This window comes from Aestuariivirga sp. (assembly GCF_041738905.1).
Taxonomy (GTDB): Bacteria; Pseudomonadota; Alphaproteobacteria; order Rhizobiales; family Aestuariivirgaceae; genus Aestuariivirga.
Window position 1 is genome coordinate 1 of sequence record NZ_JBGSOZ010000004.1, and the last position, 14143, is coordinate 14143.

At 63.0% G+C, this 14143-nt stretch carries 13 protein-coding genes and 1 pseudogene; 4 read left to right on the plus strand and 10 right to left on the minus strand.

Annotated elements, in window-relative coordinates; all coding sequences use genetic code 11:
- The 8 genes from ACEW8Q_RS00385 to ACEW8Q_RS00420 form a co-directional block, all read right to left on the minus strand.
- Positions 1 to 603, minus strand: a 603-nt coding sequence (locus ACEW8Q_RS00385) for a universal stress protein (protein WP_373502069.1), incomplete at its 3' end; no start/stop codon positions are given.
- Between the two features lie 64 nt (positions 604 to 667).
- Positions 668 to 1333 (minus strand): Crp/Fnr family transcriptional regulator, encoded by a 666-nt coding sequence (locus tag ACEW8Q_RS00390; RefSeq protein ID WP_373502070.1) that lies wholly within the window; start codon positions 1331 to 1333, stop codon positions 668 to 670.
- Between the two features lie 189 nt (positions 1334 to 1522).
- A complete protein-coding gene (preA, locus tag ACEW8Q_RS00395) occupies positions 1523 to 2833 on the minus strand; it encodes an NAD-dependent dihydropyrimidine dehydrogenase subunit PreA (protein ID WP_373502071.1) in 1311 nt (436 codons plus the stop codon).
- 9 nt (positions 2834 to 2842) lie between these two features.
- Positions 2843 to 4177, minus strand: a complete 1335-nt coding sequence (locus ACEW8Q_RS00400; protein ID WP_373502072.1) for an NAD(P)-dependent oxidoreductase — start codon at positions 4175 to 4177, stop codon at positions 2843 to 2845.
- A 67-nt stretch (positions 4178 to 4244) separates the two neighbouring features.
- On the minus strand, positions 4245 to 4805 hold the full coding sequence (locus ACEW8Q_RS00405) for a sulfotransferase (protein WP_373502073.1): 561 nt from the start codon (positions 4803 to 4805) through the stop codon (positions 4245 to 4247).
- A gap of 12 nt (positions 4806 to 4817) precedes the next feature.
- Positions 4818 to 5156, minus strand: coding sequence for a sulfotransferase (locus tag ACEW8Q_RS00410; protein WP_373502074.1), 339 nt, complete (start codon positions 5154 to 5156; stop codon positions 4818 to 4820).
- Positions 5157 to 5381: 225 nt separating this feature from the next.
- Entirely contained in the window at positions 5382 to 6155 is a 774-nt protein-coding gene (locus ACEW8Q_RS00415) for a sulfotransferase (protein WP_373502075.1), read from the minus strand.
- Between the two features lie 73 nt (positions 6156 to 6228).
- Positions 6229 to 7173, minus strand: coding sequence for a hypothetical protein (locus tag ACEW8Q_RS00420; RefSeq protein ID WP_373502076.1), 945 nt, complete (start codon positions 7171 to 7173; stop codon positions 6229 to 6231).
- Between the two features lie 135 nt (positions 7174 to 7308).
- Here ACEW8Q_RS00420 and ACEW8Q_RS00425 point away from each other — a divergent pair, with 135 nt between their 5' ends.
- The 3 genes from ACEW8Q_RS00425 to ACEW8Q_RS00435 are packed head-to-tail and all read left to right on the plus strand — an operon-like array spanning position 7309 to position 9701.
- Positions 7309 to 8004 (plus strand): class I SAM-dependent methyltransferase, encoded by a 696-nt coding sequence (locus tag ACEW8Q_RS00425; protein ID WP_373502077.1) that lies wholly within the window; start codon positions 7309 to 7311, stop codon positions 8002 to 8004.
- The gene (locus ACEW8Q_RS00430; RefSeq protein ID WP_373502078.1) at positions 8001 to 8915 is read left to right on the plus strand and encodes a GNAT family N-acetyltransferase; all 915 of its coding nucleotides are present in this window, start codon (positions 8001 to 8003) and stop codon (positions 8913 to 8915) included. Before ACEW8Q_RS00425 ends, ACEW8Q_RS00430 begins: the two co-directional genes overlap by 4 nt.
- A gap of 45 nt (positions 8916 to 8960) precedes the next feature.
- Entirely contained in the window at positions 8961 to 9701 is a 741-nt protein-coding gene (locus tag ACEW8Q_RS00435) for a methyltransferase domain-containing protein (protein WP_373502079.1), read from the plus strand.
- 3 nt (positions 9702 to 9704) lie between these two features.
- Here the strand turns inward: ACEW8Q_RS00435 and ACEW8Q_RS00440 are convergent, their stop codons facing one another.
- Both ACEW8Q_RS00440 and ACEW8Q_RS00445 read right to left on the minus strand, forming a co-directional pair.
- Complete coding sequence (locus ACEW8Q_RS00440) at positions 9705 to 11057, minus strand: hypothetical protein (protein WP_373502080.1); 1353 nt, start codon at positions 11055 to 11057, stop codon at positions 9705 to 9707.
- Positions 11058 to 11148: 91 nt separating this feature from the next.
- A complete protein-coding gene (locus tag ACEW8Q_RS00445; RefSeq protein WP_373502081.1) occupies positions 11149 to 12300 on the minus strand; it encodes a DegT/DnrJ/EryC1/StrS family aminotransferase in 1152 nt (383 codons plus the stop codon).
- A gap of 493 nt (positions 12301 to 12793) precedes the next feature.
- Here ACEW8Q_RS00445 and ACEW8Q_RS00450 point away from each other — a divergent pair.
- Positions 12794 to 14143 (plus strand): annotated as a pseudogene (locus tag ACEW8Q_RS00450) (hypothetical protein); the annotation flags it as partial.

Sequence of the window (14143 nt, forward strand, 5' to 3'; positions counted from 1 at the left end):
GCTGCCGCGCAGCGCCGGGTCCTTCTGGGGGTCGATCCGCACGATGCGGACCTTGGCTGCCAGCTTCAGGAGCGGCAGGGCGTCGAAGGCAGCGCGTGAGGCCTCGCGGCCCCCATCCCAGCCAACGACGATCTCCTCAACCGTCACCTTGGCATCGCCCTGATAGGGCAGCACGATGACAGGGCGGCCAACCGACATGACCACCTGCTCCACGAAGTCACGCTCAACTCCGGTGATCTCGTCCGGATTGGTGGCCGATACGATCACGAGGTCGGCGCTGCGGCCGGTGGCGATCACCTCATCGGCAATCACCGGCGTCCGGGCATCGATCTGATGGAAGTCATGCGGCAGGCCCTCGCGCGTCAGGGCCTCCTCGAAGACCTGTTTCACCTGCGCCGCATTGTCCTTGAAGAAGCTGCGGTTGCCCTCGAACACCTGCGGCGCCGCCTCGAACCCCACGGAGGGATAGACCTGCACGGCGGGGATCACATAGAGGCCCGAGACATGCGCACCCGTTTCGCGGGCGAGAGTAATGGCAGCCGCTACAGACTCCGCAGCGCGGCCAACCTCGTTCAGTGACACCAGAATCGTCTTGTAGCTCATCGCTTCATCCTTTTTCGCCTGAACGATTTATGGGGAAGAGCGCCGCGCAGGTCTTTGACCCGGATCAATGACGGCTATTATCCTGACCGGCAGCATGCGCGAGCCTGTCGATGTCGGGCACCATGATCAGGCGATTGGTGCTGAGGCGGATGACATTGCTGGTCTTGAGCCGCGTGAGCTGCCGGCTCACCGTCTCGATGGTGAGGCCGAGATAGTCCGCCATGTCGGAGCGTGTCAGCGGCAACTCGAAGGCTGCAACGCCGGGCGTGTTCTTGTGCATGCAGCCCGTCAACATGCTGCGGCGCGCGAGCATGTAAAGGAAGCTCGCCACCTTCTCTTCCGCCGTCTTGCGGCCGAGCAGAAGCATCCAGTCCCGCGCCGCGTCGAGTTCGTCGAGCGTGTGCTGGAACAGCCGTTGCTGGAGGCCGGGAAACTCCCCCACGAGCCGCTCGAAGGCGGCATTCGGGAAGGTGCAGATTTCGACGTCGGTCGCGGCTTCCGCGGTATAGGGATTATTCTTGGAATAGGCGCGGCCGAGGAAGTCGGGCGCGAAGAGAAGGCCCACGATCTGCTGGCGTCCATCGGGAAGCGTCTTGGTCAGCTTCACGGCACCCGAAACGACGTTCGCAAAGAAATCCACCGGCTCTTCGTCGGAGATGATTGTCTGGCCAGCTGGGATTTTCTTGCGGTGCGCGATTTGCGCTAGCTTCTTCACCTGGACATCATCCATGGCGCCACACACTGCTTGATGACGAATCGCACAGTGGTCACATCGATGCAGAACGTCCGGAAGGACACTTGGTATCGAGCCATGCATTCGTTTAACCTACTCCCTATTTTGCCAATTGGGCAAGAAATCGCGCACATGGTCAACCTGGGATGCCATGGAAGTTGACGCTGCCATGGATATGAGTTGTGGCTATTCTGCGGCTTTCAGTGCCATCGGATTATTGGGATGTGTCGTCCAGTTCGCATAGGCGGGCTCGATTTTGCGTCCGGTGCGTGGATCGACGCCATCCGTCTGCCGAACCATGCTGATGCAGATCTCGACTGGACAAACTTCCACGCAGAGGTTGCAGGCCACGCACTCGGCGTCGATCACTTCGAAGTGCCGCTTGCCGTCCTTCTCCTTCATGATGGCCTGGTGCGACGTATCTTCGCAGGCGGCATAGCAGCGGCCGCACTTGATACACAGGTCCTGGTCGATATGCGCTTTCGTCACATAATTCAGGTTGAGATATTGCCAATCCGTGACATTGGGCACCGCGCGTCCACGGAAATCCTCGACCGTTGCATAGCCCTTCTCGTCCATCCAGCGGGCAAGGCCGGTCTTCATCTCTTCCACGATCCGGAACCCATAGGTCATCGCCGCCGTGCAGACCTGAACATTGCCCGCAGACATGGCGATGAACTCCGCCGCGTCGCGCCAGGTGGTCACGCCGCCGATAGCTGAGATGGGCAATCCCCGCGTCTCCGTGTCACGCGCGATCTCGGCCACCATGTTGAGCGCGATGGGCTTCACCGCCGGCCCGCAATAGCCGCCGTGGCTGCCCTTGCCGTCAATCGTCGGCACCGGCGCGAAATTGTCGAGGTCGACCGAGACAATCGAGCTGATCGTGTTGATGAGCGACACGGCGTCGGCGCCGCCCTTCAGCGCGGCGCGCGCCGGATAGCGGATGTCGGTGATGTTCGGCGTCAGCTTCACGATGACCGGCATGCGCGAGTACTGCTTGCACCAGCGCGCCACCATCTCGATGTATTCGGGCACCTGCCCCACGGCAGCTCCCATGCCGCGCTCGCTCATGCCATGGGGGCACCCGAAGTTCAGCTCGATCCCGTCGCAGCCCGTTTCCTCGACCTTTGGCAGGATCGCTTTCCACGATTCCTCCGTACACGGAACCATGATCGACACGACCATGGCGCGGTCGGGCCATTCGCGCTTCACCTTCTTGATCTCCTGGAGGTTCACCTCCAGCGGCCGGTCGGTGATGAGCTCGATGTTGTTGAGGCCGAGCAACCGCCTGTCGGCGCCGTGGATGGCGCCATAGCGGGGGCCGTTGACATTCACGATGGGCGGGCCTTCCTCGCCCAGCGTCTTCCACACCACGCCGCCCCAGCCAGCCTTGAAGGCGCGGACGACGTTGTATTCCTTGTCGGTCGGCGGCGCCGAGGCGAGCCAGAACGGATTGGGGGACTTGATCCCTACGAAATTCGAACGAAGGTCAGCCATGATCGCCTCTCACGCCTTGAGGAACTGGTTGATCGATTCCGCCGCGCGGCGGCCGTCGTCGACGGACGCCACGGTCAGGTCCTTGCCGCCGGCCACGCAATCGCCGCCCGCCCAGATGCCGGCAACGGAGGTGCGCCGCTCGGCATCCGCCTTGATGCGCCCGCCCTCCAGCTCTAGCGCGCCGCCCAGCACATCGACATAGCTCTGCCCGATGGCCTTGAAGATCATGTCGGCGGGAAGATCGAAGGTCTCGCCCGTGCCTTCGAGCCTGCCCTTGGTCACCGTCATGTATGCGCAGCGAAGGCCCACGGCGCGGCCGTCCTTCACCAGCACCTTCTTCGGCGCCACCCAATGCTTGATCTTCACGCCCCGCGTCTGCGCGAGATCCTGCTCATAGGCGCTGGCCTTCATCTGCGAGGCGCCTCGCCTGTAGAGTATGGTCACGTCTTCCGCACCCAGCAGCTTCGACTGCACGGCGACGTCGATCGCCGTCATGCCGCCGCCGATGACCAGAACTCGGCGGCCCACGGGAAGCTTGGCCAGGTCCTTGGCCTGCCGGAGTTCGGAGATATAGCCGACCGCATCCTCGATCCCGTCCGCGTCTTCATGCTTGGCACCGAGCGCATTAACGCCCTGCAGCCCGATCCCGAGAAACACCGCGTCAAAGTCCTTCTGCAGGTCCTTGAGCTTGAGCTTCTTGCCGAGCGCCTTGCCATGCTCGATCCGGATGCCGCCAATGGAGAGGATGAAGTCCACCTCTCTCTGCGCAAAGCCGTCGACCGACTTGTAGGCCGCAATCCCGTATTCGTTGAGGCCGCCGGATTTCTTCCGCGCCTCGAACACGGTCACCTCATGCCCATGCATCGCAAGACGATGCGCGCAGGCGAGGCCCGCGGGGCCTGCGCCCACCACCGCCACTTTCTTTCCGCTCGGCGCCGCGCGCGTGAAGGGGTGCCCTCCCTCCGCCATCGCCGCATCCGTCGCATAACGCTGCAGCAGGCCGATCTTGACCGGCTTTCCTTCCGCCACCTCGCGCACGCAGACTTCCTCGCACAGCGTTTCCGTTGGACACACGCGCGCGCACATGCCGCCGAAGATGTTCTGGTCGAAGATGGTCTTCGCCGCCGTCACCGGATGGCCCGTCTGGATCTGGCGGATGAACATCGGGATATCGATCGAGGTGGGGCAGGCCACCATGCAGGGGGCATCATGGCAAAAGTAGCAGCGGTCGGATTCGACCAGCGCCTCGTGATGATCGAGCGGTGGATGGATATCGGAAAAATTCGCCGCGTATGCAGTGGACGGCAGGCGCTTGCCCGAAACATCAGGCTTCTTCTCCGCCATGGGTGCTCCCTCCAGAAGCTGTGTTTTGTCGTGTTGGAAGAGAAGATGTCAGAATTTGTTCAAATGGTCAAATTCTTGAAGGCCGCTCCCCGGGCAGCGCGCCTGCGCCACCTGCGGCGGACCGCGCCGGGGACGAATGGGCCGCTTCATATCCGAACATGTCCATGAATGACCTGCACTCACCTTCGATCAGTTCCAGATCTTGCGGCCGCAGCACAGTCCTGAACCGGCCCGCCCGGGCTGGTTCCAGCGGGCCGCCGTAGAAAGGCGAGTAGGATGGATAATTCGGGATGAAGTCATCCGTCGCGGCATAACGTGTCCAGGCGCCCGCCGGGTTGAACGTGCTGTCAGACAGTCCGGTAAAGCCCTGGAGGGCTGCGAGCGTCTCGTCATATCTGGCAAGCATGTCCTCGTAGCGCACGAACATGAACCGTTCCGGCGCAAGGCGCGTCGCGGCCAGCAGAGGTTCCCAGTAAGACTGGAACTTGCGGATCAGCCCCGGCACCTGCTTGAACTGCACGCCTGAGGGATCAAGCGCTCCATCCTCACCGCGAATGCGGACTTCCAGCTCGGACAGGATCTGGTCCCGCGGATCGCGGACCGCGACCACGAACTTCGCCTGCTTCATGGCCGCCAGCAGTTAGCTTGCGACGAAACAGAACTCGGGACTCTTGAGCACGATGAACTGCGGCTGGCCATAGCGCAGCGAAATCCGGCGGACGAATGTGTCGACCGTTTCGCCGAAGAAGGCGGACAAGTCGTGCGCGTCCTCAAAGGCATGCTGGCCGAAAGCGGCGAACTTGAACGGATCGGAGGCCCATTTCATCACCTCCATCAGCTTGCAGACCAGAGCCGCTTCGCCGATCACCGGGTTTGCCTGGGAATCAGCGCAAAGGATCGCATTCAGCAGAGTCGTTCCGGAACGTCTCGCGCCTGTCACGAGGATGGTCTGCTGGGCCAAGAGAGGGGACCTGTTCATACACGCAATCATGTCCCCGCTGAACGTCGTTCGCCTATGGGACAAGCCTACTCTTGCAATGGAGCGCGGAATGCGGAAGGGATAGGACGTTGAAACTGAGTGCGGCTGCACAATCGCAGCGTGACACGGAGATGCATCCACGAGTCAGACCTGCAACCTGCAGTGGACGATCAGGCCATATTGTATCTGCCGCAGCTTCAAAAGATGCGGCCTGTGAATAAACTCTTATCCAGTCGGACTCTGCTTCCGCAGCCGGTTCCCCAGCTTCAGCATCTGGCGGTAGGCTGCAAAATCAGCTCTCCGCATGATGTCGAGCTTCTCGACCGACGTGAGCGTATTCGTGCGGCTTGCATCGAGTTCCCTGTGTTCTGCCATCAGTTCACGATGAGCCGACAGCATGGAATCTTGCGGGGCGAGCTTGAGGAAGCTGAGCAGCGCCTCGACTTCGGATGAATCTTCGAAAAGCCGCTCGTAGACGACAACGTGGAGATGAACCCGTTCCCCGATCGCCAGTGTGTTCCGCAGCGCGAGATTCCACTCGCTGACGGCGGCCGCGCTTCCACGGTCCCACGGCCAACCGTCGGTGCGGCCGCTCGCGCGCGCCTTCTTCGCCCTGCCATTGAAGGAATCCGCGACGTCGAAGATGTTGCGAAGCATGAAGATGACTCGCGGGCGTTCGAAGTTTTCGAGCAGCAATCCGTAGTCGCCCGCCATCTCGGGAATCTTGTCGCCGCGAAAGACGCAGTGGTCGTAACGGTCATGGAGTTCGGCATAGTAGGGTTCCAGGCGCCGGTGGTGGCTGTCTCCGGGACCAAGGATCCGGCAGAAGCGCTCCTTCTCGAACAACTCCGGCGGGAATGTCTTCTCGGTCAGATAGAGTTCCGCGAAGCGTTCGCGGCCCATGGCAATTCTTGAATCGGTTCTCAGCAGGTTTGCCATGACGGATGTGCCCGCGCGGGCACATCCGGTGACAAAGAGAAACTCGAAATCTTGTTGCATCGGTCTGTCCTGTCAGGCTCCGGTCCGGCCTCGCAAGGGCAATGACCTGCAGAGCGTCGCATGAGCGCGGAAATCAAAATGGATAGCGTCCGTCAGTCGCTTCTCGAACCGCCTGCTGGAAGACCATGTTCGAGCCCTGAAGGTCAAGCCCCATGAACGTCTCGAAACTCCCGCGGTCCGCGAAGATGCGATGGCGGTGAAACGCCTTCGTCCGCATGTAGTGCAACTGGATGATTGCTGCGGCCTCGTCCGGATAGGCCACCTCGGCGAGCGGATCGTTGGGAAAGTTGAAGCGCATCGGCAGCACGCGCTGCGGCACCCCGGCGCGCGCGGCGGCAAAGGGCACCGATATCTGCTCGTAGAAGCGGTTCTCCAGCACCTCGCGCACCACCGGGATCACCTCCCGGTGCTGGGCGTGAAACCGCGCAAAGATCGCGGGCGTTGCGATGACGACGCCGAGGTTGATGTAGAAGGGGCATGGCTCGTCCGGAGGATCGGACTCGCGGCGCAACGTGTAGCGGTAGGACATGTCGACCGGGCGTCCGAGGACGCGCTGCGAAAGCTCCTCCCACAGCATGGCCGTGCTCACGATCGGTTTGGGCGGCGGCTTGCGCGTGTCCTTCAACGGCGGCGCGAAATGGGCAATCGTGCCGGCGAGCGCGGGAGCCTCCACCATCTCCCTGAGAAACGCTTCCGCCAGGGGGCGGACCAGCAGCGTGTCGGCATCGCAGATGATGGCCACATCGGCATCAGGCGCGATCGACTCGTAGGTCAACATGGATTGCGCCAGGTCGTCCTCGCCCGGCTTCCGTCCGGCGGCAAGCCACCTGAGTTCGATATTCCGCAGCGGCCTGCGCCAGCGTTCTGGAACTTCCGCCAGCGGCGTGCTGCCGAGGCAGAGCGTCATGCGGGCGCCCGCGTGGTCGCCACCATGGGAATCGAGTGCGAGACGGAACATCGCGGCCTGCGAGAAGAAGGCGTCATCGGCCTCGCCGCACATCAGGAACTGGAGCTTCATGCCGGTGTTATCGATTGGGATGGCGTCACCGCGCCCAAATAGCAAACTTGCATGCCCGCTGCGATAGAATTAAGGAGGCAACTGGTTTGGCGGGTTGCAGCATTTTGTGATGCTGCGTGGCGGAGTGATGCGGGCGTGGACTGGGAGACGTTCTGGAACGAGCATCCGTCCTCCGTCGGCGAGACCGATTTTCTCACCCAGGTCGGCCATACGATCGGCGGAAGACCCTATAGCGACGCCGAATTCGACGCGATGGTCGATTCGATCCGCATGGGTCTCGGGCTGACACAGGACGCGGCGCTTCTTGATGTCTGCTGCGGCAACGGCGTGGTGACGGCGCGCCTTGCCCGGCATTGTGCGAGTGTTCTGGGCATCGACTTTTCGAAGACCCTGATCGACATCGCGAACCGCCACAACATGTACGGCAATCTGGCTTACCTCGTTGTCGATGCGATCGCCCTGTCTCAGGCAGACCTCGGCGGCCGCGGTCCCTTCGATCGCATCTCCATGTATGCGGCCCTCCAGCATTTCGCAGAAGACAGCCTCGAAACCCTGCTCGGGGGCATGCTCCGCCATGCGAAGCCGGATGCGATGATCTTCATCGGCGGCATCCTCGACGCCTCCCGCAAACTGGCCTTCCTCGATACGCCCGAGAAGCGCGCGCTCTACGAGCAGTATCGCGCCGAAGGCCGGGACAGGCTCGGAACCTGGTGGGACCCCGGCCGCCTCGTCAGCGCATGCCGCGGGCTTGGCCTGTCCTGCGCCATCGACCAGACGAGCCCCGGCCGGCCAGGCGGGCACTACCGCTTCGACGCCGCCATCCGCGCATGACGGCGGACACCGGCTATTCCAGCCCGCAGTACTGGGAAGCACTCGGCATGGGTGGAACCGTCAGCCCACTGACGAAATCGGGCGGCGCCATGATTGTCCGCGCCATTCCCGGCAGCGGGGAGGAGCTCGATGCCATCGCGCCCTATCCGTTCCTCTGCTGTACCGACTGGGCAGCGCTCGAAGCCGACATGGGCGGCCTGCCGCGAAACCTCGTGAGCGTGACGGCGGTGACCGATCCCTTGGGCAACGCGGATGAAGCGCTGCTGCGCCGCTGCTTCAACCACATGGTCCGGTCCTACAAGACGCATTACACCATCGGCCTGACGGCGCCGCTGGAGAGCTTCGCCGATCCGCATCATCTGGGCTGCGCCCGCAAGGCGTTGAAGAAGCTGGACATCGAGGTCTGCGCCGATCCGGAGGCGCATATCGGGGACTGGCTCCGCCTCTATGCCAATCTCGTCGCGCGCCACGGCATCGGCAAGGCGGCGCGGATGAGCGAGGCGTCGCTGCGGATGCAGATGCGCGTGCCGGGTGCCAGGCTGTTCCGGGCCGCCCGCACGGGCAGGACGGTGGGAATGATCATGGTCATGGAGACGGCGCCCAGGGCCTATTTCCATCTCGGTGCCTATGATGCCGAGGGCTACCGCCTTAATGCGTCCTATGCGCTAGTCGCCGCCGTCATCAGGCACTATGCGGCGAAAGGCTTCACCTTCCTGTCGATCGGCGCCGGCGCTGGCGCCTTCGGGGACGGCGAGAGCGGGCTGACGGCATTCAAGAAGGGCTGGGCCAGCGGCCAGCGCATGACGTGGCTGTGCGGCCACATCGCCGACAGGGAGCGCTATGACCGCTTGACGCTCGGCATGCCGGACGGGACCTATTTTCCCGGCTATCGTGCCGGAGAGTACGATTGATCGGGATGAAGACGGGCACACAGCGCAACACAGGCGGAGAGAAACGTGACTGAAGCCAAACTCAAGGTCTACGAAACCTACGGTCGATCGACCTTCATCTACGACAGCTACATTCCCAGGGCCGACTACGTGGAAGGTGCAAGGCGGCTGACAGCGCAGATCCGCGCGGCCAAACCCGACGCCCGCTCGCTGCTCGACGTCGGCTGCGGCTCCGGCAAGTATCTCGAAAATCTCCGCGCGGATTTCGAGTGCGAGGGCCTCGACCTCTCCGACGGCTTCCTTGAGATCGCCCGTCAGCGCTGCCCGGGCCTTCCCATCCACAAGGGAAACATGATCGACTTCGATCTCGGCCGCCGGTTCGATGCGATTTCGAGCCTGTTCCTGGCCATCGCCTATGTCGGCAGCCTTGAGAATCTCGAACGCGCCGTGGCATCGATGGCCCGCCACCTCAATCCCGGCGGCGTGCTTCTCTTCGAGCCCTGGGTCTATCCGGAGAACTTCTGGGAGAAGCGGCTCACCTCAGAATATGTGGAGGAACCCTCGCGCAAGATCGCCCGCATGTTCATCGCGCGGCGGGAGGGCAATCTGTCCGTCTATGACATCCACTACCTTGTCGGCACGCCGGACGGCATCGAGTATTTCATCGAGCGCGAGGAACTGGGCTTGTTCACCCACGAGGAATACATGGGCGCGATCGAGAAGGCCGGCCTCGTGGCCTCCTATGACAAGACCGCCGGATTGTTCGATGCCCACAACATCGGCATGTACAGGGGCATCAAGCCCTGACCGTCACGGCTCAGTCAGGTCGACCTTGCGGTTGCGAAACAGCGTCTCGATGACGGGAGACGACATGCCGAGGGCCGCATAATAGCCTTCGAGCCCGCAGTTCCTGACGATGGTAGGCGCATAGCGCCGCCCCCAGGTGCGGAGCGGAATCTTCTTCATGTCATAAAACCAGGCATGCAGCGCCTGGCCGAGGTCGATGCTGAAAATGTCCGGATGACGCTCGAACAGCCGGACTTGGAACCAGAAGGCAAAGGATGAGCCCTGGAGGATGAACAACGGCTTCCGCAAACCAAGCCGCGCCGCAGCGGCCTTGGCCTCCGCCACGCGATCGACGCAAGTCTCGAGCAGCTGACGCCGCATGGGATAGCTGAACTCGGGCGGGATGACGATGTGGTTGAACCAAGGAAGCTGCCAGCGCGGCCCGAGTGTCGAAAGCTGATCCGCCCCCATGAGGATCACCGGCCTCTCGCGTGCTGCCGCGGGAAGTCCGCGCAAGTCGCCGGACAGCAGCCAGCGCTTGAAGATGTTGGCATCGTAGATGGCCTCGTCAGGCGCGAAATACCGGGCAAAGATGTCGAGCCGCTCGAAGTCGACGGGATAGATGGCGGGCGAGCCTTCGAAGATCTCTTCGTCGATCGTAGGGTTTCCCTTGAACGCGACGGACATCCGGAAATCCGGATGCCGCGGACGCGACCTCAAGTCCGCCGCAAGCTCCACCATGAAGTTCTCGGCGAAATTGTCATAGGTCTCGTGCAGCTCCTCGCACAGGCGGTAGGCCAGCATGGTGATCTCGCGGTCCGTCGCCCTGCCGTCCAGTAGCGTTGCCAGCCGCCGACGGTAGAACTCCGCGAAGTAGATTCCGTCCCAGTCGCCATGTGAAATCCGCGCCAGCGTGAAGGCCCGGTCTTCGTCAAACCGCGACATCATCCAGCCGGGGTCCGGCACGCGGAGCGAATAGGCAGCGCCGCCTGCAACGAAGTCGGTCCGGCGCGGCAAGGCGAGCCGGGACGCATTCCTGATGTTCTCGGCAGGATCGAGCCAGCCCGGCCGGTCCGGATCGATCTCGTCCGGCACCGGCTTGTCGCCTGCAATCAGATCGCTCACCCGGTCAGGCTTCAGTCCGCCTGCCCCGTCGCGCACCAGATCGGCCATCAGGTCCACTGCCGTCCTGTCCGGAGAGCGCAGCCTGCGAAGGATCGGGTCGACCGCGGGATTGGGCTTGAGGCCGAATCGGAAGCCGATGCCGGCGAAATGCGACGCGGGCTCTACGCCCCCGAGCATGTCGAGGCCGTAGCTGCCGACGTAATAGCCGGCATCGAAGATGCCGGACTGAACGAGGTCCTCTGCAAGTCCCATCAGGTTCGGCCCGGATAGTTAGGCATGCGGCCCTGCCGGGCAGATGACAGCGGAACGGCAGCGCGGGGGCGTCTCATGCGTCCTGTCCCGTCTATTCGGCTAAGGTGCTGGCAATGATCTGGACGATCCGGTCGATCTTTGCGGGATCGAGATCGCAGGCGCAGGGCAGGCCCAGCAGCCGTGCCGCAAGGTCTTCCGTCACCGGCACCGGGGAACGCCTCGCCCTGGCCAGGAACGGCTGTGCCTGCAGCCCGTTCGAATACCACCGGCGGGTATCGAAATGGTGTTGCGAGAGTGCGCGCGCGGCCCTGTCGGCACCTTCGGCATCGCGTGCCAGGAAATGCGCGTAGGGATTCGCATGGTCGGTGTCGGTGATGATGCGGTTGCCAAGGCCATGCCGTTGGGCAGCCGCGCGGTAGCTGGCCGCGGTGCGCAGAAATCCGGCCCGCTTCTCCTCCCAACTGTCGAGATCGGCGAGGCCGACGGCTGCATGATATTCGCTGAGCTTGCCGTTGATGCTGGGGCCGACGCTTTCGCGGCTTTCGAAGAAACCGAAGTTCAGGGCGCGTGTGACGAGGCCAGCCGACTCGTCGCTGCCGCACAGCACCAAGCCGCCCTCTGCGGTGCTCAACGTCTTCGTGGCATGCAGGCTGATCATCACCGGAAAGCTGCAGCGCCGGAGCTGGGCTGTATCCAGGGTATCGAAACAGGCCGCCGCATCCATCACGACCGGTATTCCGGTGTCATCCTGAAAGGCCTGCCAGGCATCGAGGTCGGGGGTTCGCCCCATCGGCGCCACCGGAACCACGACACCCGCATCCTTCAGCGCCGGCAGGTTTCGCAAGGCAACGGGATCGAGGGTCCAGCTTTCGGCGTCGATATCGACCACATAGGGCTCATACCCGGCCGTGACGGCGCCGATCGCGGTGGCGACGAAGGTGAAGGCGGGACAGATGCAGAGCGATTTTTCAGGGCGTCCACGGCCGGCGACGGCAAGCATCGCCCCGGTGAGGCCCGCCGTGCCGCTGGATGCAAGCACCCCGCGCCTGCGATCGACGCCGAAGACGTCACACAGGCGGCGCGCGAGCTCCTCGGAGAGCTGGCCATGATTGGTGTAGTGGCGCGCCTGATCGGCTCGCGCGAGATAGGGCAGGATGCGCGCTGCAGGCGGCAATCGGGGCCGGCAGACGGGCGTCGTGAATTCGTCTGGGCCGGGGGACGTGAACGCGCGCGTCCGGGCCATCGCATCAGGGCCCAATTCAGTCCCACTCTCGGTCAAGAATTTCCAATTCGCCACGAATACACTGTACCGGGTGGTACCCCAACCTTCCGGCAGACCATCCGTCTGACTTTAACTAGCACAACACCAATGTACGCAACTACATTCAAATTGTCCGCAGATTGGCCGGTCGCAGGAGCAATCCGCCGGACTGGCCGGTCCCTCTTGTTAACGCTTGGGCAGGCTTGGCAACGTTTCCGTGCCCGCATGGGCCAGACACAGTCCTCGAAACGATGGTCTTGTCCGCTCAAATCACATGCAACGCTGCACAGATGTGCGGCAAGGCATACATGTGTTCTCCTATTCTCTTGAACGATGTGGAACTGCGATGGTATCAGAACGACCTTTAGGGAACGATGAATCGAGGACATTGTGGCAGGCCCAACACACAGCGCACCGGACATCAACCATGGCCGTGCTGCCGCGGCGGTATTGAGCGCACCGGGTGTCGATTACCGTGACTGACACCAGCACGCCCGTCCCGAAAGACGCCGAAACCGCCCCGCTCGCGGCAGTGGCAAGCGAGCGCGAACAGTCGAACTTGCGGGTCATTTCCGACAGCAGCCTTTTCGATGCCGACTGGTACATGTCGAAACATCCCGACGCCGCCGGTTCGGGACTGTCCCCTGCGCTCCACTATCTGCGGATCGGCGCCGCACAGGGCTGGGCGCCGTCTCCCGGTTTCGATGGAGCCGACTATCTTGCACGCTACAAGGACATCGCCGCGATCGGCATGAACCCGTTGGTTCACTATCTTGCCTTCGGACGGAAGGAATCCCGGAAGATCAGCCCAGCCGACCCTGAGGAAATCCAGGTCCGGCTGATCGCATCGAGCGAGTTCTTCGATGCCGAATGGTACAAGGCAACCTACCCCGAAGCCGCGAAGTCTCCTCTGCCTGCGGAGCGCTACTTCCTGAGGCACGGGCGCGAAAAGGGGCACAATCCCGGGCCTCGCTTCGATGCTGCGGATTACATCGCAACCTATGCCGATGTCGCGTCCTCGAAGATCAACCCCCTGCTCCACTACCTCCAATTCGGCAAGACCGAGGGCCGCACAGTATCGGCTGTTCAATCGAAGCCGAAGCCAGCGGCCCGAAGGACCGAGTCTTCGCGCCGGTCATCGGCAAGACAGGCGAAGGCCGCCCCTGTAGAATTGCCCGCGCAGGCTTCGCCCCCGCCGCCTGCTGCCGTTCCGCCCGCGGCTGGCGGCGAGAGAGCTCGCGAGGCCGCGAACGCCGCGCTCATCCGCGACAGCGGTCTGTTCGATGCCGTCTGGTACACCCGCAACCATCCCGAAGCGGCCAGATCGGGCCTCGCACCCGAAGTGCATTACTTACGGCACGGCGGGCCGAAGGGATGGGTGCCCTCCCCGGGCTTCGATGCCAAGAACTACATCGCCGAGAACAAGGACGTCCGCGAAACCGGCATCAATCCGATCATCCACTATATAGTGTTCGGCAAGGCCGAGAACCGCAAGACAAGGCCATGGGACGAGGCGGAGGTGGCCTTGCGGCTGGTCGAGGAGAGCGGCTTCTACGACGAGGCCTGGTACGTCGCCGCCTACCCGGATGTGCTTGAGTCCAAGCTTACGCCGCTGAAGCACTTCATGAAGCACGGCCGCGAGAAGGGTCACAACCCGGGGCCTGCCTTTCATGCCGCGGCCTATGTCGAGGCCAACCAGGACGTTGCGGCGGGCAAGGTCAATCCACTGGTCCACTACCTCAAGACTGGCCGCGCCGAAGGCAGGGCGATCGTCGCGGTGCCGGCGCCGCAGCAACTACCGGGAGGCAAGCCCGCCGGAGCAGCG

Coding starts and splice junctions, on each gene's coding strand:
- ACEW8Q_RS00390 (WP_373502070.1), bottom strand. CDS start 1,333: ATGGATGATGTCCAGGTGAAGAAGCTAGCGCAAATCGCGCACCGCAAG.
- preA (WP_373502071.1), bottom strand. CDS start 2,833: ATGGCTGACCTTCGTTCGAATTTCGTAGGGATCAAGTCCCCCAATCCG.
- ACEW8Q_RS00400 (WP_373502072.1), bottom strand. CDS start 4,177: ATGGCGGAGAAGAAGCCTGATGTTTCGGGCAAGCGCCTGCCGTCCACT.
- ACEW8Q_RS00405 (WP_373502073.1), bottom strand. CDS start 4,805: ATGAAGCAGGCGAAGTTCGTGGTCGCGGTCCGCGATCCGCGGGACCAG.
- ACEW8Q_RS00410 (WP_373502074.1), bottom strand. CDS start 5,156: ATGAACAGGTCCCCTCTCTTGGCCCAGCAGACCATCCTCGTGACAGGC.
- ACEW8Q_RS00415 (WP_373502075.1), bottom strand. CDS start 6,155: ATGCAACAAGATTTCGAGTTTCTCTTTGTCACCGGATGTGCCCGCGCG.
- ACEW8Q_RS00420 (WP_373502076.1), bottom strand. CDS start 7,173: ATGAAGCTCCAGTTCCTGATGTGCGGCGAGGCCGATGACGCCTTCTTC.
- ACEW8Q_RS00430 (WP_373502078.1), top strand. CDS start 8,001: ATGACGGCGGACACCGGCTATTCCAGCCCGCAGTACTGGGAAGCACTC.
- ACEW8Q_RS00440 (WP_373502080.1), bottom strand. CDS start 11,057: ATGGGACTTGCAGAGGACCTCGTTCAGTCCGGCATCTTCGATGCCGGC.
- ACEW8Q_RS00445 (WP_373502081.1), bottom strand. CDS start 12,300: ATGGCCCGGACGCGCGCGTTCACGTCCCCCGGCCCAGACGAATTCACG.